Raw genomic sequence first — 18,101 nt, 5'->3', positions numbered from 1 at the left:
CGTTCGTCGCCGCCTCAAAGCCTATGCATAGGCATGAAAGCAAAGATGGCGGAGACGACCTCTAGGAAGGACTGCTCATGATTCGCACCCCCTCCCGCCCCGTACGCGTGGGCGTCGCCCTCGTGGGTGTTGCCGGCGCTCTCAGCCTTGCCGGGTGCGGCGCGACCACAGCCGCCGACACCGGCTCCGCACAGACGGATGCCGGAAGAACTGACGCGGGTTCGGGATCGAGCTCGTCCGGCGGCTATGCCGACGGCACGTACACGGCGGAGGGGTCCTACGCGACGCCTGAATCTGTTGAGACGGTCACGGTTACCCTCACGATTGCAGACGACACCGTCACCGACGTTGAGGTCACCGGCGACCCGCAGGCCCGCGAATCCGAGCAATACCAGTCCCAGTTCATCGGCGGGATCACCGACGAGGTGGTGGGCAAGAGCCTCGATGACGTTTCGGTCAGCCGAGTGTCGGGATCCTCGCTGACGAGCGGTGGATTCATGCAGGCTGTCGAGCTCATCAAGGCCGAGGCCGCTGCCTGATCCTGTCGGTCCAATGGGTGACGAAGCCCGCGTCGCCGGGGGGCCGCGCCCGGGCTGGCGTTTCGAGGCGATCGGAACGCAGTGGGCGATCGATACTCACGAGCCCCTCACTGACGACGAACGCGCCGCCGTCCTCGTCATGATCGACGAGTTCGACCGCGAGTGGTCGCGCTTTCGCGAGGACTCAACCGTCAGCGCTCTCGCGTCCGGGGGTTCCCGTCCGCTACCCGCCGACGCCGAGGCGATGTTCGCGATCTACGCGGACCTTGATGCTGCAACGGGTGGGGCGGTGAACCCGCTCGTCGGGGTCTCGCTCGAAGCGCTCGGCTACGACAGGTCCTATTCGCTCCGCCAGAGCGCCCCTGTCAACGCCCCAGCCGACTGGCGGCGAGTTGTCTCCATCGACGACGGCGCGCTGACGCTCTCGCAACCGGCTCTCATCGACGTCGGCGCGATCGGAAAGGGTCGCCTCGTCGATCTCGTTCTGGATCACCTCGAGGGGCAGAAGCAGGGCGCCCTCACTGTCGATGCCGGTGGCGACGTGCGCTGCTCGGGTGTGCGTGAGCGGATCGGCCTTGAGCATCCGTACGACCCGACGCGGATCATCGGTGTCGTCGACCTCGAGGATGCCGCGCTGTGCGCCTCGGCGACGAACCGGCGGGCTTGGGGCGATGGTCTTCACCACGTGCTCGACGCGCGCACCGGTGTGTCGGTTCGAACCGTCGCGGCGACCTGGGCTGTAGCCCCCACCGCGATGGTGGCTGACGCTGCGGCAACCGCGTTGTTCTTCGAGGGGGGCGCGGAGCTCGCGTATCGGTGGGGCGTCGAGTGGGTGCGGATGACGACGGTCGGCCGCGTCGAATGGTCTCCCGGATTCGGGACGGAGCGGTGTAGGGCAGAGTTGTTCACATGATCGGATGGTTGACCGCAGGTTGGAACCGCGTGTTCGCGGTGCTCGGCAAGGTCTCGATGTATCGCATGGTCTTCCTGGCGCTGCTCGGCCTGACCGTCGTTGCGTTCGGAGTCTCATTCTTCGGCCTCGTGGCACCCAGCCCCCTGGAGCTGCTCGCGACCCTCGCGGTGCTTGCTGTCGCGTGCGGCATCGTCGATGTCGTTGCGCACCGGATCATCGGGCAGTCGCTTCGGCTTGAGTCCTCGGTGATCACCGCGTTCATCCTGCTGTTCGTCCTGCGGCCCACTCTCGAACCGGTCGCTCTGGTCGGTGTCGCGCTGGCAGGAGCCGTGGCCGCGGCATCCAAGTATCTGTTGGCCTGGCGGGGCCGCCACATCTTCAACCCTGCCGCGGTGGGCGCTGGAGTTCTCACGATCGTGAGCATCTGGATTCCGGCGCTCGGCGCATCGGCGTGGTGGGTGGGAACGCCGGTTCTCGCAGCTCCCGTCGTCATTCTCGGTCTGGCGGTGCTGTGGCGCACCGAGAAGATCCGCATGGTTCTGGTGTTCCTGCTTGTCGCCGTCGCGGTCGGCTTCGCGCGCACCTCGATCCAGTACCAGACTGCCGGGCTCGCCGTCGATGCGCTGACGATCTTCTGGTCGCTGCTGTGGTCCTCGCCGTTCCTCTTCCTCGGCGTGTTCATGCTGTCGGAGCCGCTCACCCTCCCACCCCGGCGGTGGCAGCAGTTCCTTGTCGCCGGTGTCGTCGGTGTCCTCGCCGGGTGGCCGATCTCGCTCGGCGAAATCACCCTGGGACAGGAGCGTGCCCTGTTGGTGGGGAACCTGGTTGCCTTCGCGTTCTCGGTGCGGGCTGCTGTTCGGCTGACCCTTGACTCGCGCGAGATGATCACCCCGACGGTACGAATGCTGACCTTCACCGCCAAGCGCCGCATCCACTTCCTCCCCGGGCAGTACCTTGAGCTTGACGTCCCGCACCGCAGGCCGGATGCGCGCGGCACGCGCCGGGAGTTCAGCATCGCGTCGGCCCCCGAAGACCTTCCCGCGATCCGTATCGCGTTCCGGGAGTACCCGGCAGGCTCCGGCGGCCCCGCGCCCAGCTCCTACAAGCGCGCGCTGGCGGAGGTCGATGCCGGGGCATCCCTGGCAGTCACCGGCATCTGGGGAGACTTCGTGCTCCCGAACCGGGCCGAAACCCCCCTCCTCATGGTCGCCGCCGGAATCGGTATCACCCCGTTCGTGTCGCAGCTGCGGCATCTGCAAGCGAGTGGGCAGCACCGCGACATCGTTCTGGTGTACGTAGCCTCCGAGGCTGCCGAGTTGGCTTTCCGCGACGACATCGCGGCATCCGGCGTCCCCGTCGTGGTCTTCACGCGCGATGACCCGGGCCCACTGCCACAGAATTGGCAGTGGGCGCGCGGAGTGCGCCTCGACGCACCAGGTCTGCTGCAGGTCGTTCCCGACCTGCACGCCCGGCACGCTGCCATCTCGGGGCCGCCGCGACTGATCGCCGACCTCGCGCCGGCCCTCGAGCGGGCGAAGTCGGTGACGACTGACGCCTTCAGCGGCTACTGAGCTGCAGCCCGTGCCGCGGGGCCAGTCCGGTCGGCGTGCGTCGGAAGCGGAAGCCGCACCGTGAACGTGGTGTCTCCGGGCCTGCTCTCCACCGAGATCTCACCGTGGTGAGCGTGGACGATGGCCCGCGCGATCGACAGACCCAGCCCGGTGCCACCGGTTTGCCGGGCTCGTGATCTGTCGGCGCGTGAGAACCTCTCGAACAGTTCGTCGGCGATGGCAGGCTCGATCCCCGGTCCGTTGTCATGGACACGGATGACCGCAGCATCCGTGGCTGGCCCGCCCGCGGCCGGTGAGCTCTCTCGGCCGACCGATAGTGTGACCTCGGTTCCCGCGGGTGTGTGGGTCCGCGCGTTCGCAAGCATGTTTACGACCACCTGCTGCAGCCGAGCGGAGTCGCCGGGAACGGTCACCGGCTCCTCATCGACCTCCAGCAGCCAGACGTGCTCGGGACCGGCGACTTGCGCATCGCCGAGCGCTTCAACGGCGAGCTGCGTGAGATCGACCACCCCGTAGACGAGCTCTTGGCCCTCGTCGAGACGCGCGAGAAGCAGCAGGTCTTCGACGAGCCGCGTCATCCGCAGCGACTGCGCCTGGATTCTGGACAGGGCCGACTCGGTAGTCTCGCTCAGCTGTGGATCGCGCAGCGAGAGTTCGGAGTATCCGCGGATCGAGGCCAGCGGCGTGCGCAGTTCATGGCTCGCGTCGGCGACGAACCGACGCATCCGCTCTTCGTTACGCTGGCGGGCTTCCAGCGACGCGTCGACGTGATCCAGGAGTGTGTTCAACGCGTGACCGACCCGACCGATCTCGGTGCGTTCATCGGTTTCGGATGCCGGAACGCGATCAGCGATCGAGACCTCGCCCTCAGCCATGGGAACACTCGCAACACGCTCGGCGGTGTCAGCTACCACGCGAAGCGGCCGCAGACTCCGTCGCACGATGACCGTGACGGCGAGCCCGAGAAGCACAAGACCCCCCGCTGTCAGCAGGGCGACGGTCGTTGCGATCTGCGCGAGCGTTTCGGTCACCTGGCTGACCGGCAGGCCCGATGCGATCGCGAAGCTCCCGCCGCCGAGTGCGAGCATCCGGTAGGTGCCGACACCGTCGATCGTTATCTCGCGGACGGGGCCGCCCTCGCCCGGCTGGCCCAGCTGCTGCACGATCTGGGCGACCTGAGAGTCGTTCAGGGACGACGCGGTTCCGTCGGCGTCGATGTAGCCACCCGTGACGGAGCCGAAGGCTGACTCGATAACGATGAGAAAGCCCGGCTCGAAGGGTCCCGAGGCCAGGAGCGCGGCGGCATCCTCGGTCCCCGCGGCTACTTGGGGTGCATCGTGTACCGTTCGCAGCGCCTTGGCCGTGGCTTCGGTGACCTCGTTGTCGAGGTTCGACTGCAGAATCGAGCCGAGGATCGCGCCCGTGGCGATGCTGACTGTGGCGAAGATCAGGGCCACGACCGCGACGATCGTGACGACCAGGCGCCCCTCGAGGCCCCATGGTCGCCATCCGCCTCGATGAGAATCCGTCACTGTGTCGGCGCCTTGATCATGTAGCCGACGCCACGCACGGTATGGATGAGTGGCTCCTTGCCTTGGTCGATCTTCTTGCGCAGGTAGGAGATGTAGAGTTCCACGACGCTGGATCTGCCGCCGAAGTCGTAGTTCCAGACGCGATCCAGGATCTGCGCCTTCGAGACCACGCGACGCTGGTTGCGCATCAGATAGCGCAGCAGTTCGAACTCGGTTGCGGTGAGTTCGATCTCGTCGCCCCCGCGCTCCACCTCATGGCTGTCCTCGTTCAGTGAGAGGTCGCCCACTCGCAGGATCGGCTCCTCCTCGCTCTGGGTAGCCGTTCCGGCGCGGCGCATCAGACCGCGAAGTCGCGCGACGACTTCTTCGAGGCTGAACGGCTTGGTCACGTAGTCATCGCCGCCCGCGGTGAGCCCCGCGACCCGGTCGGCGACGGCATCCTTCGCGGTGAGGAACAGCACCGGCACGTCGTTGCCAGACTGGCGCAGGCGATGCAGCACAGCCATGCCGTCGAGGTCGGGCATCATGATGTCGAGCACCATCGCGTCGGGCTCGAAATCGCGGACGGCCTGCAGGGCTTCGAATCCGGATGCCGCGGTTCGAACATCCCAGCCCTCCATACGCAGGGCCATAGAGAGCAGGTCGGTGAGCATCTGTTCGTCGTCGACGACGAGGATGCGAACAGCCGCGCCGTCGGGTCGGCGCAGGGCGGGAGCCGGAGATGTCATGGACTCATTGTGATGCTCCAGCTATGGGTTTCCTATGGAGCCAGCTATGCGCCGTCTGTGAAGATCACGCCCACTCCGCTGTCTCGTGCGGCGCGCGATCCATAGGTTCGGCATAGAGATCCCTTTTCGGGCTCATCAACACCATCCCTACCTTCGTGCCGAAGGCTGCAATCCGGAGCTGAAGGAGACCCATGTATTGGACCTACCTGCGTCGCGAACTCGCTGGACGCAAGAAGCAGACGATCATCGTGGCGGTGGGCCTTGCCGTCGCGATCGCTCTCGTCATCGTCGTCAACGCTCTCTCTGCGGGAGTCCGGGACGCACAGGCGCAAGCGCTCGAATCCGTCTACGGCGTCGGAACCGACCTGACGGTCACCGGCGCCGCCGCAGAGCCGGGAGAGGGCGGTGGTCAGCGCTTCGAGTTCGACAGTGAGGCAGGCGAAACCACCGACGGCACCACCTCGGTGTCGCAGTCGCGCCTCACAGCCGACTTCATGCGCGGGACGCTGGATGCTTCGACCGTCGAGAGTGTTGCATCCCTCGACGGCGTTGCTGCAGCATCCGGCGCGCTTTCGCTCACGAACATCACGTTCAGTGGTGAGATGCCTGACAGGTCGCAGATGCAGCAGGGCGGCCCGGGCGAGTCGGGGGAGCCTCCGGCAGGCGGTCCTGACGGTGCCGGCGGCAGCGCCTTCGATCTGGCCTCGTTCACCGTCCTTGGAATCGACCCCGATGACACCGCTGTCGGGCCGCTCTCGGCGGTCGAAGTTTCGGAGGGCCGCGCGCTGGCAGCTGGCGACGCCGGAGAACTGGTCGCGGTCGTCGACGCGAGCTATGCGACCACCAACGAGATCTCTGTCGGGGACACGATCGATGTCGGTGGCTCCGAGGTCGAGGTCGTCGGACTCATCGCCTCGACCTCCAGCGACGCCGACACGGCGGCCAACGTATACATCCCGCTCGATGTCGCACAGTCACTGGCCGGTCTCGACGACGTCGTGTCGACGGTCTATGTCCAGGCGACCTCGGCCAACCAGATCGATGCCGTACAAGCGGAAATCGAAGACAGCGTTGCCGGCGCCACCGTCAGCTCCCAGTCGGACCTGGCATCGACAGTCTCGTCGTCACTCGCGAGCGCCTCGTCGCTGATCACGAACCTCGGTACGTGGCTGTCGATCCTCGTGCTCGCTGTCGCGCTGGCATTGGCGGTGCTCTTCACGATCTCGGGCGTGACACGACGCACGCGCGAGTTCGGAACGCTCAAGGCGATCGGATGGTCCAATGGCCGGGTCGTCGGGCAGGTCGCCGGCGAATCGGTGATCCAGGGTCTGATCGGCGGTGCGATCGGCCTGGCGGTCGGACTTGCGGGTATCTGGATCATCAACCTGATCTCGCCGACGATCTCGTCGACAGCCGCATCCACCGGTCAGGCGGGGCCCGGTCAAGGGGGCGGTCCGATGGGCGGAGGCTTCGGCGGAATGGCGCAGCAGGCGGCGGCGGATGTCGTCCTTCACGCGCCGATCACGCTGTGGGTCGTCGCCGCAGCGGTCGGAATTGCCATCGCCGGCGGCCTGATCGCCGGTGCCTTCGGAGGCTGGCGAGCCGCCCGGCTGAGCCCCGCGGAAGCACTGCGGTCGGTCGGCTAGGGACATGAACACAGTCACGAACGAAAGTGTCACGAACGAAAGTGTCACGAACGAACAGGAGAATCCCATGAGCATGACGGAACCCGCGACGGCATCCATCGAATCGTCAGCGCCATCGCCGATCTACGCGTTGCAAGCGGTGATTCGCGAGTACCAGCAGAAGAACCGGAATGTCCGCGCTCTGGCGGGCGTCGATCTCGAGATCCGCGAGGGCGAGTTCGTCACCATCCAGGGCCCGACGGGTGGCGGGAAGTCCACCCTCCTGCAGATGCTGGGCGCGCTCGATCGGCCGACCTCCGGTGTCGTCAAACTCGGCGAGGTCGATCTTGCGAAAGCCTCGAACGCCACACTCGAACACGTCCGAGCCACCGAGGTGGGTTTCGTGTTCCAGGGGTTCAATCTGATCCCCACCCTCACAGCGCACGAGAACGTCGACATGGGCCTCGAGCCGCTCGGGCTGAGCGGCACCGACCGCCACAGCCGGGTCACCGAGGCCCTTGCCCAGGTGGGCTTGGCAGAACGCGCCGATCACCTGCCGGGCGAGCTCTCGGGTGGGCAGCAGCAGCGCGTCGCGATCGCCCGTGCAATCGCCAAGCGCCCGCGCGTGCTCCTGGCCGATGAGCCGACCGGAAACCTGGATGAGCACATGCGCGACGAGATCCTCGAGCTGCTGGAAGGGCTCAACCGAGACGGCCTCACCCTCATCGTGGTGACGCACGACTCGGCAGTCGCGCGCCGCGCTCATCGGCGCCTACGCCTTGAGAAGGGGAGCGTCCGCGAGATCTGACGATGTTGCGCGAACGAGGGGCCGTGACCGAGGCTGAGTCGGTCACGGCCCCTCGGGGTTCGCGGAGGTCAGTGAGTGTCGACGGCTTCGATTTCGCTGCGATCCCCCGACCACAGCGTGTGGAACGTGCCCTCGCGGTCGATGCGCTTGTACGTGTGCGCACCGAAGAAGTCGCGCTGTCCCTGGATGAGAGAAGCCGGCAGACGCGCGGCCCGTAGGCCGTCGTAGTAGGCAAGCGACGAGGAGAACACGGGAGCCGGAAGCCCCGTGGCGGCTGCGTGCGCGACGACGTCCCGCCATGCGTCTTGAGCGGTGGCGAGCGCGCCGACGAAGAACGGCGCCGTCATCAGGACGGGCAGATCCGAAGTCTCGGCATATGCCTCGGTGATGCGATTGAGGAAACGGGCACGGATGATGCAGCCGCCGCGCCAGATCGCCGCGACCTGACCGAGGTTGATGTTCCAGCCGTAGTGCGCGGCGCCCGCACGAATGATGTCGAACCCTTGCGAGTAGGCAACGATCTTCGAGGCGTAGAGTGCCCGACGAACCTTTTCGATGAACGCCTCAGGGTCGTCTGCGAAGGACGTTTCGGCATCCGCGTCGGGCCCCGGCAGAACGCCCGCGGTCGAGCGCTGCTCAGGGTGCGACGAAAGCGAGCGAGCGAACACGGCTTCGGCGATGCCCGATGCCGGCACGCCCAGATCGATCGCTGTCTGGGCAGTCCACCCGCCAGTACCCTTCGCGCCGGCCTGGTCCAGGACGACGTCAACGAGCGGTGCTCCGGTGTCTGCATCCGTCTGGCGCAGCACCTCGGCGGTGATCTCGATCAGGTACGACTCGAGCTCGCCGCGGTTCCACTCGGCGAACACGTCGGCGATCTGAGCGGGGGAGTAGCCGGTCGCGTGACGGATGAGGTCGTAGGCCTCGGCGATCACCTGCATGTCTGCGTACTCGATGCCGTTGTGCACCATCTTCACGAAGTGGCCAGCGCCGTCGTGGCCGATGTGGGTGACGCACGGCTCGCCCTCGGCGACCGCAGCGATGGACTTCAGGATGGGGCCGAGCGTGACCCACGACTCGTCCGAGCCGCCGGGCATCAGCGACGGGCCGAGGAGAGCGCCTTCCTCACCGCCGGAAACGCCCATACCGACGAAGTTGATGCCCGTCTCGCGGACCGCCTTCTCGCGGCGAATGGTGTCGGTGAACAGGGCGTTGCCGCCGTCGACGATGATGTCGCCGGGCTCGAAGACGCGCAGGAGCTCGTTGATGACGGCATCCGTGCCGGCGCCGGCCTTGACCATGATGATCGCGGTGCGCGGCGTGGTCAGTGAGGCGGCGAACTCCTCGTACGAGTACGTGGCGACGAACCCGGCTTCGGGATGTTCCGCGACCAGGTGCTCGGTCTTCTCCGCGCTGCGGTTGAAGATCGCGACGGTGTTGCCTTCACGGCTTGCGAGGTTGCGCGCGAGGTTGGACCCCATGACCGCGAGTCCCACGACTCCGATATTCGCTGTCGCAGTGCTTGTCGCTGCCGGATCCGTCACGTTCACTCCCTGGGCGTCTGCGGGTGGTTGCCGCAGTCAGCCTAAGGGAACGACGCGGATCACTCCTTGCGGTAGGCCGAACGCCCCATCGACCAGAAGGCCGCAACGACACCGACGAGGGTGCCGAGGGTGAGGATGCCGATCACGGCGACGAGAATGTTCGAGGTGACCTGGGCGTCCATCATTCGTCCTTGCTCTCGGGAAAGCGGGCCCGTCGCGGCCCGTCACCATCGTACCGGGGCCGCTGGTAGACTTGCGGACTGTACTTCGGCGAGGGATGCTCGCGCGTGCGCCCAGCACTGCTCACAGCATCCGTTATCGACGGGGGTGTGCGGTCTCATCGGGTTCCTCACGCGCTCGCGGTTGAGTCGAACCCCTGATGTCCGGGCTGAGATCACCACCCGGTCCCTGCCCAAGGAGAATGCACATGTCTGAAGACACCACCGTCCACGCCGAACTCCGCGAGAACTTCGGTAAGGGCTTCGCCCGCCGTCTGCGCGCCGCCGGCAAGATCCCCGCCGTTCTCTACGGCCACGGCACCGACCCGGTGCACGTCGCGCTGCCCGGCCACCAGATGCTGCTGCTCGTGCGTCGCGCGAACGCACTGATCGAGCTCGACATCGCCGGCAAGTCCCAGCTCGCGCTGGTCAAGGACGTCCAGAAGGACCCGGTGAACCAGATCATCGAGCACATCGACCTCGTCGTCATCAAGAAGGGCGAGAAGGTCCAGGTCGACGTTCCCGTTGTCGTCGTCGGTGAGTCCTTCTCGGGAACCATCGTCAACCTCGACGCCACGAGCGTGTCGCTCGCAGTGGACGCCACCCACATCCCCGAGCACGTCGAGGTCGACGTCGAGGGCCTCGAAGAGGGCGCCCGCATCACGGCCGGCGAACTGACGCTTCCCCGGGGTGCGACTCTCGTCACCGACCCCGAGGTTCTCGTCGTTGCTGTCTCGGTGCCCGCTGCCGCAGCCGCTGACGAGGCTGCTGAGGACGAGGCTGCCACTGACGCCGCAGACGCTGACGAGGATGCTGCGACCGAGTCGGAGTAATCCGACGGGCTGATCGAGCCGGGAGGGCGCTGCCGTGAGCGACGCGTGGCTCATCGTGGGCCTGGGCAACCCCGGTCCGCAGTACGAGCGAACCCGCCACAACATCGGGCAGCTCGTCGTCGATGAGCTCGCGGCTCGGCGCGGCGAGGGCTTTCGCTCCCACAAGGCGAACGCTCGCGTGGCCGAAGCGTGGCTGCGACCGGGTGGACCCAAGATCGTGCTCGCCAAGCCCAACTCGTTCATGAACGTCTCGGGGGGTCCCGTTGCGGGTCTCGCGCAGTTCTACGGGATCCCCCCGAACGTGTCGTCGTCGTGCACGACGAGCTCGACATCCCGTTCGACGCCGTTCGGCTCAAGATCGGCGGCGGGCACGGCGGACACAACGGCGTGCGCGATGTTGCCAAGGCCCTGAACACCCCGGAGTTTCCGCGGGTGCGCGTGGGGATCGGTCGGCCGCCCGGCCGTCAGGATCCTGCCGACTGGGTGCTGCAGCCCTTCCCGGCCTCGGCGCGCGAAGAGCTCGCGCTTGCCGTCTCGGATGCCGCAGACGCGGTCGAGCGACTCGTCGATGAAGGTCTCCTCGCAGCCCAGCAGGTGTACCACGCACCTCGGCCGTGAACCCGGCGGCCTACCGGGCGGCCTAGAATCGTCCGGTGACTTTTCCCGGGATCTCGCGCGCCCTCGACCGCTCCGAGCACTTCCGGGATGTGGTTGCGGCGGCAGCCGTGGATGCCGATATTTCGGTGGTCGATGGTCTTGATGCTCCGCTGCTGAGCGCACTCGTTCGTCGGCGCAGAGACTCCGGTAAGCCGCCGGTGCTGCTGGCGATCGCGCCGACCGGCCGCCGCGTGGAGTCCCTCATGCCGGCGCTGCGCGCGCTCCTTCCCGAAGCCGCCGTGTTGCAGTTTCCTGCTTGGGAGACGCTGCCGCACGAACGCCTGAGTCCGAGCCCCGAGACCGTCGGGCGCAGGCTCGAGACGATTGCGCGCATCGCGTCGTCGCCCGATTCCGCCCCGATTGTGGTCGTCGCGTCAGTGCGCGCGGCGCTTCAGCCGTTGGCGGCGGGCCTAGCGGACGTCGAACCGGTGCGCTTGCGCGCGGGCGAGCGCGGCCACGATCTCGCGCTGATCGTCGAGCGCCTGGTCGAGCTCGCCTACCACCGCGTCGACATGGTTTCACGCCGCGGCGAGTTCGCGGTGCGCGGCGGCATCCTGGATGTGTTCCCGACCGTTGCCGATCACCCGTACCGCGTCGAGTTTTTCGGCGACGAGGTCGACCAGATCCGTACGTTCTCGGTCGCCGACCAGCGTTCGCTGCCCGGGGCCGTCGAAGCCGTCGATCTGCTTCCCGGGCGCGAACTCCTGCTCACCGCTGATGTGCGCGCTCGTGCACGGCAGTTGGCCGGCGAGTTCGCGGGCCTGCAGGGGATGCTCGAGAAGATGGCGGAGGGGATCCCTGCCGAGGGGATGGAGTCGCTGACGCCGGCGCTCGTGCCGCGGATGGCGACCCTCGTCGACTATTTGCCCGCGGGGTCTGCCGTTGCTCTCGTGGACCCCGAGCGATCCCGCACACGCGCCCGGACTCTCGCCGAGACCAACCGGGAGTTTCTCGAGGCCGCGTGGAGCGCTGCGACAGCTGGCGCGAACACGCCGATCGATCTGGGCGCTGGCGACTTTCTGACTATCGCGGCGCTACGTGAGGCAGTTCACGAACGTGCCGGCGTGTGGTGGACGTTGAGTCCCTTCGACTCGGGAGCTGCCGATGCGGCAGCCGAGGGGTTGCTCGCCGACGACCGTGAGGACATGCTCGGCGATGCGCCAGTGAGGATTCCCGCACGATCGGTGCCGTCGTTCCACGGCAACGTCGAGGGGGCCACCGCCTACGTGGGCGACCTCGTGACCGCCGGGTGGAGCGTCGTGGTCACGGCATCCGGCGCGGGACTGGTTGAGCGCGCCAGGGACGTTCTCGCGGAGCGGGAGATTGCGGCAGCGCTCGTCGAGGACGCGGATGCCGCACCCGAGCCCGGCCGGGCCACACTCGCGGTGGCACAGCTCGAGCGCGGTTTTGAGCTCGAGGACGCCCGCCTGGCCGTGCTGACGGAGTCTGAGTTCTACGGACGCACGATCGGTGGCGACAGCCGTGTGGTCAAGAAGCTCGCGTCGAAGCGCCGGAACGTCGTCGATCCACTCCAGCTGACTCCCGGTGATCACGTCGTGCACGCCACGCACGGGATCGGACGGTTCGTCGAACTCGCGAAGCGTGAGGTGTCGTCGGGCGGCCGAAACCCGGTCAAGAGCGTGCGCGAGTATGTCGTGCTCGAGTACGCGCCGTCCAAACGGGGGTACCCCGGCGACAAGCTCATGGTCCCCACCGACCAGCTCGACCTGCTCTCGCGCTACGTCGGCGGTGAGGCGCCGACCCTCTCAAAGATGGGCGGCAGCGACTGGGCCCAGGCGAAGGGCCGTGCGCGCAAGGCGGTGCGCGATATCGCCGTTGAACTCGTGAAGCTCTACTCGGCGCGGATGGCGGCCAAGGGGCACGCTTTCGGACCGGATACGCCGTGGCAGCGTGAGCTCGAAGAGGCTTTCCCGTTCGCCGAGACGATGGATCAGCTGCAGACAATCGATGAGATCAAGGCCGACATGGAGCGGCCGATCCCCATGGACCGGCTGCTGTCGGGGGATGTCGGGTTCGGGAAGACCGAGGTTGCCGTGCGGGCCGCATTCAAGGCCATTCAGGACGGCAAGCAGGTAGCGATGCTCGTTCCGACGACGCTGCTGGTCAAGCAGCACCTCGAGACGTTCACGGAGCGCTTCGCGGGCTTCCCGGTCAAGGTCAAGGCACTCTCGCGATTCCAGACCGACAAGGAGGCCCGGGAGACGTTGGCGGGCCTCACCGACGGCACCATCGACATGGTGATCGGTACGCATCGGATCCTGACCGAGAAGGTGATCTTCAAGGACCTCGGACTCATGATCATCGATGAGGAGCAGCGGTTCGGCGTCGAGCACAAGGACGCCCTGAAGAAGCTCAAGACCAATGTCGACATCCTCGCGATGAGCGCCACCCCCATTCCTCGAACGCTCGAGATGGCCGTGACAGGCATCCGGGAGATGTCGACGCTGCAGACACCACCCGAAGACCGGCATCCGATCCTCACGTATGTCGGGGCTCGCAATGACAAGCAGATTGCGGCGGCCATTCGCCGGGAGCTGCTGCGGGAGGGTCAGGTCTTCTACGTCCACAACAGGGTGAGTTCGATCCAGCGGGTAGCGAGCGAACTGGCAGAGCTCGTGCCGGAGGCGCGGGTCGTGGTCGCTCACGGGCAGATGGGTGAGCATCAGCTCGAGCAGGTCGTCGACGACTTCTGGGAGCGCAAGGCCGACGTACTCGTCTCGACGACGATCATCGAGACGGGCCTCGATATCGCCAACGCCAACACGATCATCATCGACCGGGCCGACAAGTACGGACTGTCACAGCTTCACCAGCTGCGCGGCCGTGTGGGGCGTGGCCGGGAGCGCGCCTACGCGTATTTCCTTTACGACGACACGAAGCCGCTTTCAGAGACCGCTGCCGACCGACTCGAAACGATCGCCGTCAACAACGATCTGGGCAGTGGGATGCAGGTTGCGCTCAAGGACCTCGAGCTGCGCGGTGCCGGAAACCTCCTCGGCGCCGAGCAGGCCGGGCATATCGCCGGGGTCGGGTTCGACCTCTACCTGCGGATGATCGGTGAGGCTGTCGCAACCTTCCGCGGCGAGGACGTCGAGGGCCCCGCCGAGTTGCGGCTCGAGCTGCCCGTGCAGGCCCGCATCCCCGAGGACTACATCGACAGCGAGCGGCTCCGTCTCGAGGCGTATCAGAAGCTCTCGGCGGCGGCATCCGCGAGCGCCAAGGATGACGCGATCGACGCTGTCGTCGAGGAGCTCACCGACCGCTACGGCGAGCCGCCGACCGACGTCGCCGGGCTGCTGTCGATGGCCCGGCTGCGTCGCCGCGCCGCGCGCGCAGGTCTGACGGATGTCGTCGCGATGGGTCCGAACCTGCGCATCGCTCCGGCGCGACTGGAGGACTCGATGCGTGTCCGCCTGCAGCGGCTGTATCCCGCAGCGAAGCTGTTGGCCGGTGGCGAGGCTGTGGTCGTGCCGCTGCCTCGGGCCAGCGGCGAGTCGGTGGCGGATGCCGACCTCATCGAATGGGTCGACACGCTTCTCGGGCAGCTGTGGCCCGAGCCGTCACCCGCTACCGCACCTGCCGACGCCTAGGGCGTGTCTGACAAAGCCTTGGTCCAGGCGATGACGGCGTTGAGGACGATCGCGGCGCGGTAGATCACGGCGTGCTTGTCGTACCGGGTCGCGAGTCCCCGCCACTGCTTGATGTGGCAGTAGCGCCGCTCGATCACGTTCCGATTCTTGTAGTCGGCGACATCGAGCCCGACCGGGCGGCCGCCTCGTGATCCGCGCCGCTTTCGGTGGCCCTTCTGGTCGTCGGGTTCGGGGATCACGGCCTTGATTCCGCGGGAGCGCAGATGTCCTCGGATCGCGCGGGACGAGTACGCCTTGTCACCCCGGACCGCGTCAGGCCGGGTCCTCGGCCGGCCGGTGTCGCGGCCGACCCGCAGCTGCGCCATCAACGGCAGGAACATCGGCGAGTCCCCGGCCTGCCCCGGTGTGATCAGCGTCACCAGCGGCAGCCCGTTGCCGTCCACGAGCTGGTGGATCTTCGTCGACAGGCCGCCCCGCGAGCGGCCGATGTCATGGTCAGGCGGCTCGAGCGTCAGATCCTTGTAGTTCGATCCAGCCCCCTGTGAGGCGGGTCGTGTTCGTCGCGTGCTGATGCGCCCGTGCGATCGTGGAGTCCACCGACAGTGACCAGTCGACCATCCCGGCCGCGTCCGCTGCGGCTGTGACCTTCGCGAGCACCCGGTCCCAGGTCCCGTCCGATGCCATCCGGCGATGCCAGGTCCACACCGTCTGCCACGGACCGAACACCTCCGGCAGATCCCGCCATGCGATCCCCGTCCGATACCGGTAGACGATCCCCTCCACCATGGTGCGGGCGTCGGAGAACTTCCGCCCCGGCCGGCCCGTGGGACGCGGCAGCATCCTCTCGATCAACGACCACTGACCATCCGAGAGCATCTGAAACCGCGACACCCCTCGAGACTCTCAGCCGAAGCCCTCAACCTTTGTCAGACACGCCCTAGGTGTGATGTCCAGGGACGTTGTTGCGTGAATCGCGTGTGATCTGGTGACGGGTGAAGGCCTCCCGTTGCGAGAGTGGAGCTGTCTAGGAACCGCTTCACGCACACAGGAGGCCTTCTTGTCCCACGCTAACGCTGCTCTCACCCCGCGCGCTCGACTGCGGCTGGCCAAGCTCATAGTCGAAGAGCGCTGGCCTGTCATCGTCGCGGCGAAGATGTTCATGACTTCCCCGCCGACCGCCCGGAAGTGGGCGGCCCGGTTCCGCGCCGAAGGGCCCGCGGGAATGGTTGATCGGTCCAGCCGACCACGCTCGATGCCCACCAAGACACCGCCCGCGACGGTGAAGCGGATCCTACGGTTACGGTGGCGTCGCAGACTGGGTCCAGCGCAGATCGCCGGCGAGCTCGGCATCTCGGCCTCGACCGTGCATGCGGTGCTGGTGCGGGCGCGGATCAACCGGCTCAGCCATATCGACCGGGTCACCGGCGAACCCATCCGTCGCTACGAACACGACCATCCAGGGGCGATGATCCACGTCGACGTCACCAAGTTCGGCAACATCCCCGACGGCGGCGGCTGGCGATACGTGGGCGAGCAACAAGGCAAGCAGAACAAGCAGCGCGCCGCCCGCGCCGGCGCCGGATACACCGAGAAAGGCCATCCCAACATCGGCACCGCGTTCCTGCACACCGTGCTCGACGATCACTCCCGCGTCGCCTACGTCGAGATCTGCACGGACGAGAAGGCAGTCACCGCGATCGGCGTGCTCGAACGCGCCGTCGCATGGTTCGCTGACCACGGCGTCACCGTCGAACGGGTCCTCTCCGACAACGGATCGGCCTATCGTTCCCACGCCTGGCGAGACGCCTGCGCCATGCTCAACATCCGACACAAGCGGACCCGCCCCTACCGCCCACAGACCAACGGGAAGATCGAGCGGTTCCACCGTACCCTCGCCGACGGCTGGGCATACGCCCGGTTCTACTCCTCAGACAGCGAGCGTCGCGCCGCGCTGCCCGGTTGGCTGCACTTCTACAATCAGCACAGGCGCCACTCCGCGATCGGAGCCCCACCCTTCAGCAGACTCAACAACCTGCCTGGACATCACACCTAGGCGGGCGGAAGGATCTGGCCGATCGGCTCGCGCTTTTCGGCCTGGAATCGGTCTTCGGTACGGCCGCGGGCCCAGTATCCCGATAGGGATACCTGTCCGCGCTCGAGGGCGTGCTCGTCGAAGAACACGCGGCGGAGTTCTTTCATCGCTTCGCGCTCGCCGTGGGCGAAGACGTGAACGCGTCCCTCGCGCCAGTCGATCGTCCGGACGGCGTCAGCGAGCGCCGAAACGGCATGATCCGGGTTGCTGATCCACACGACGTCGACGCCGGTTGGGTGATCGAGGTCGAGGATGTCAGCCTCGGTGTCGACTTCGATGATCGCCGCGCCCACCGCGTGCACGGGGAGAGCTTCGAGTGCGGCCGCGATGGCGGGAACTGCCGACATGTCACCCGCGAACAGATGCCAGTCGGCGTCGGGATCGGGGGAGTAGCCGCCGCCAGGCCCCATGAGACTGATCGTCGCGCCAGGCTCCACCGTCGCTGCCCAGGGACCTGCAAGTCCCTCGTCGCCGTGGATGACGAAGTCGACGTCGATCGCCTGCGCGGCACGGTCGACGTGGCGCACCGTGTACGTTCGCGTCACGGGGTGTGACTCGGGTTCGGGAGTCGTGAACTTCAGCTTCACGTACTTGTCGGTCTCGGGCCGGTCCTGGAACTGAACGAAGCCGGGCCCGCCGAGGCGGACGCGCACAAGGTGTGGGTTCAGCCAGGTCGTCTCGAGAACGGTGAACTCGATCGTCGGTCGGGGCGCGCGGGACGTGGTTCGGGAGGAAAGTGCCATCCCCACAACGGTAGCGCCGCTCGCAACAGTCCGGGGTGGTGCGGAACTCCGGCGCGGTACGCTGACACCGATCGAGGAGGAACGATGCGGTTCGAGCACCTCGGGGCGCAGCCCCGCATCCACCCCACGGCCGTCATCGCGCCCAGCGCGGTGATTTCGGGTGATGTCACGATCGGGGCGAATTCCCAGGTCCTGCACGGCGCCGTCATTACGGCCGAAGGCGGCCCCATCACGATAGGCGAAAACGTCATCGTCATGGAGAACGCGCTGATCCGTGCCAGCGCGACGGATGCCGTGCACATTGGCCACCACGTGCTGGTCGGGCCGATGGCGAGCATCTCGGGCGCGTCGATCGCCGACGAAGTGTTTCTCGCCACAGGCACGCGCGTGTTCAACGGCGCGCGGATCGGGGAGCGAGCCGAAGTTCGCATCAATGCCGTCGTGCACCTGCGGACAGTCCTTCCCGCGGGGACGGTCGTTCCGATCGGGTGGATCGCCGTCGGAAATCCGGCGCAGCTGTACTCGCCCGACCGGCACGACGAGATCTGGGAAGCGCAGAAAGACCTCGACTTCCCGGGCTACGTGTTCGGGCTCGACCGCGAGACGCCGGATCTGATGGTCCAGCTCACGGAGCGCTACGGCCGGAGTCTCGCGCGGCACGCCGACGACGTTCGCCTCGACTGAGCG

General features: G+C 67.0%; 15 protein-coding genes and 1 pseudogene. 10 read left to right on the top strand and 6 right to left on the bottom strand.

Translation table 11 applies throughout. From position 1 onward, the window contains the following. The first annotated feature begins 77 nt into the window (after window positions 1-77). From MICSW_RS10590 to MICSW_RS10580, 3 genes are read left to right on the top strand one after another with little or no spacing between them, the layout of a single operon-like run. Window positions 78-539, top strand: coding sequence for an FMN-binding protein (locus tag MICSW_RS10590; protein WP_292736170.1), 462 nt, complete (start codon window positions 78-80; stop codon window positions 537-539). A gap of 13 nt (window positions 540-552) precedes the next feature. Beyond that, window positions 553-1,452 (top strand): FAD:protein FMN transferase, encoded by a 900-nt coding sequence (locus tag MICSW_RS10585; RefSeq protein WP_464495706.1) that lies wholly within the window; start codon window positions 553-555, stop codon window positions 1,450-1,452. Further along, window positions 1,449-3,023 (top strand): FAD-dependent oxidoreductase, encoded by a 1,575-nt coding sequence (locus MICSW_RS10580; RefSeq protein ID WP_464495704.1) that lies wholly within the window; start codon window positions 1,449-1,451, stop codon window positions 3,021-3,023. Before MICSW_RS10585 ends, MICSW_RS10580 begins: the two co-directional genes overlap by 4 nt. On the opposite strand, the gene MICSW_RS10575 is transcribed toward MICSW_RS10580, so the two are convergent. Next, entirely contained in the window at window positions 3,017-4,555 is a 1,539-nt protein-coding gene (locus tag MICSW_RS10575) for a sensor histidine kinase (RefSeq protein WP_464495701.1), read from the bottom strand. The genes MICSW_RS10580 and MICSW_RS10575 overlap by 7 nt on opposite strands. After that, complete coding sequence (locus MICSW_RS10570) at window positions 4,552-5,283, bottom strand: response regulator transcription factor (RefSeq protein ID WP_292725743.1); 732 nt, start codon at window positions 5,281-5,283, stop codon at window positions 4,552-4,554. Before MICSW_RS10570 ends, MICSW_RS10575 begins: the two co-directional genes overlap by 4 nt. A gap of 191 nt (window positions 5,284-5,474) precedes the next feature. Between MICSW_RS10570 and MICSW_RS10565 the strand changes: the two genes are divergently transcribed. Together MICSW_RS10565 and MICSW_RS10560 are read left to right on the top strand one after the other, a co-directional pair. Then, the gene (locus MICSW_RS10565) at window positions 5,475-6,929 is read left to right on the top strand and encodes an ABC transporter permease (RefSeq protein WP_464495697.1); all 1,455 of its coding nucleotides are present in this window, start codon (window positions 5,475-5,477) and stop codon (window positions 6,927-6,929) included. A gap of 67 nt (window positions 6,930-6,996) precedes the next feature. Beyond that, window positions 6,997-7,716 carry an ABC transporter ATP-binding protein gene (locus tag MICSW_RS10560; protein WP_464495694.1) on the top strand — a complete coding sequence of 240 codons (720 nt, stop codon included), beginning with the start codon at window positions 6,997-6,999 and terminating at the stop codon, window positions 7,714-7,716. Window positions 7,717-7,784: 68 nt separating this feature from the next. On the opposite strand, the gene gndA is transcribed toward MICSW_RS10560, so the two are convergent. Together gndA and MICSW_RS10550 are read right to left on the bottom strand one after the other, a co-directional pair. Continuing rightward, complete coding sequence (gene gndA, locus MICSW_RS10555; RefSeq protein ID WP_464495692.1) at window positions 7,785-9,260, bottom strand: NADP-dependent phosphogluconate dehydrogenase; 1,476 nt, start codon at window positions 9,258-9,260, stop codon at window positions 7,785-7,787. Between the two features lie 59 nt (window positions 9,261-9,319). After that, the gene (locus tag MICSW_RS10550) at window positions 9,320-9,445 is read right to left on the bottom strand and encodes a hypothetical protein (RefSeq protein WP_292736217.1); all 126 of its coding nucleotides are present in this window, start codon (window positions 9,443-9,445) and stop codon (window positions 9,320-9,322) included. A gap of 236 nt (window positions 9,446-9,681) precedes the next feature. On the opposite strand from MICSW_RS10550, the gene MICSW_RS10545 reads away from it, so the two are divergent. The 3 genes and pseudogenes from MICSW_RS10545 to mfd all read left to right on the top strand — a co-directional run bounded on the left by MICSW_RS10545 (window position 9,682) and on the right by mfd (window position 14,579). Then, a complete protein-coding gene (locus tag MICSW_RS10545) occupies window positions 9,682-10,311 on the top strand; it encodes a 50S ribosomal protein L25/general stress protein Ctc (protein WP_375236551.1) in 630 nt (209 codons plus the stop codon). Window positions 10,312-10,345: 34 nt separating this feature from the next. Further along, window positions 10,346-10,929 (top strand): annotated as a pseudogene (gene pth / locus MICSW_RS10540) (aminoacyl-tRNA hydrolase). A gap of 35 nt (window positions 10,930-10,964) precedes the next feature. Beyond that, a complete protein-coding gene (gene mfd / locus MICSW_RS10535; RefSeq protein WP_464495688.1) occupies window positions 10,965-14,579 on the top strand; it encodes a transcription-repair coupling factor in 3,615 nt (1,204 codons plus the stop codon). Here mfd and MICSW_RS10530 read toward each other — a convergent pair. Next, window positions 14,576-15,470 (bottom strand): IS5 family transposase gene (locus MICSW_RS10530; RefSeq protein WP_464495685.1). Its coding sequence is split into 2 segments (ribosomal slippage): window positions 14,576-15,118 and window positions 15,120-15,470, totalling 894 coding nucleotides; the frame shifts between segments, so codons are not numbered across the junction. The two genes, mfd and MICSW_RS10530, sit on opposite strands and share 4 nt — an antisense overlap. A 166-nt stretch (window positions 15,471-15,636) precedes the next feature. Between MICSW_RS10530 and MICSW_RS10525 the strand changes: the two genes are divergently transcribed. Further along, window positions 15,637-16,632, top strand: a complete 996-nt coding sequence (locus MICSW_RS10525; RefSeq protein WP_292801103.1) for an IS481 family transposase — start codon at window positions 15,637-15,639, stop codon at window positions 16,630-16,632. Here MICSW_RS10525 and MICSW_RS10520 read toward each other — a convergent pair. Then, window positions 16,629-17,414 (bottom strand): siderophore-interacting protein, encoded by a 786-nt coding sequence (locus MICSW_RS10520; protein WP_464495683.1) that lies wholly within the window; start codon window positions 17,412-17,414, stop codon window positions 16,629-16,631. The two genes, MICSW_RS10525 and MICSW_RS10520, sit on opposite strands and share 4 nt — an antisense overlap. A gap of 84 nt (window positions 17,415-17,498) precedes the next feature. Between MICSW_RS10520 and MICSW_RS10515 the strand changes: the two genes are divergently transcribed. Further along, window positions 17,499-18,098: a gamma carbonic anhydrase family protein gene (locus MICSW_RS10515; protein ID WP_464495679.1), complete on the top strand. Its 600-nt coding sequence runs from the start codon at window positions 17,499-17,501 to the stop codon at window positions 18,096-18,098. Window positions 18,099-18,101 lie beyond the last annotated feature (3 nt).

The organism is Microbacterium sp. SW12, from assembly GCF_055391095.1.
The sequence above is the reverse complement of the archived record's forward strand: the minus strand, read 5'-3'. Positions and strand labels throughout refer to the sequence as shown.

What these genes read in the sequence shown, in the direction of transcription:
- MICSW_RS10590 (WP_292736170.1), top strand. Translation starts at nt 78, where the DNA reads ATGATTCGCACCCCCTCCCGCCCCGTACGCGTGGGCGTCGCCCTCGTG.
- MICSW_RS10585 (WP_464495706.1), top strand. Translation starts at nt 553, where the DNA reads ATGGGTGACGAAGCCCGCGTCGCCGGGGGGCCGCGCCCGGGCTGGCGT.
- MICSW_RS10580 (WP_464495704.1), top strand. Translation starts at nt 1,449, where the DNA reads ATGATCGGATGGTTGACCGCAGGTTGGAACCGCGTGTTCGCGGTGCTC.
- MICSW_RS10570 (WP_292725743.1), bottom strand. Translation starts at nt 5,283, where the DNA reads ATGACATCTCCGGCTCCCGCCCTGCGCCGACCCGACGGCGCGGCTGTT.
- MICSW_RS10565 (WP_464495697.1), top strand. Translation starts at nt 5,475, where the DNA reads ATGTATTGGACCTACCTGCGTCGCGAACTCGCTGGACGCAAGAAGCAG.
- MICSW_RS10560 (WP_464495694.1), top strand. Translation starts at nt 6,997, where the DNA reads ATGAGCATGACGGAACCCGCGACGGCATCCATCGAATCGTCAGCGCCA.
- MICSW_RS10550 (WP_292736217.1), bottom strand. Translation starts at nt 9,445, where the DNA reads ATGATGGACGCCCAGGTCACCTCGAACATTCTCGTCGCCGTGATCGGC.
- MICSW_RS10545 (WP_375236551.1), top strand. Translation starts at nt 9,682, where the DNA reads ATGCACATGTCTGAAGACACCACCGTCCACGCCGAACTCCGCGAGAAC.
- MICSW_RS10520 (WP_464495683.1), bottom strand. Translation starts at nt 17,414, where the DNA reads ATGGCACTTTCCTCCCGAACCACGTCCCGCGCGCCCCGACCGACGATC.
- MICSW_RS10515 (WP_464495679.1), top strand. Translation starts at nt 17,499, where the DNA reads ATGCGGTTCGAGCACCTCGGGGCGCAGCCCCGCATCCACCCCACGGCC.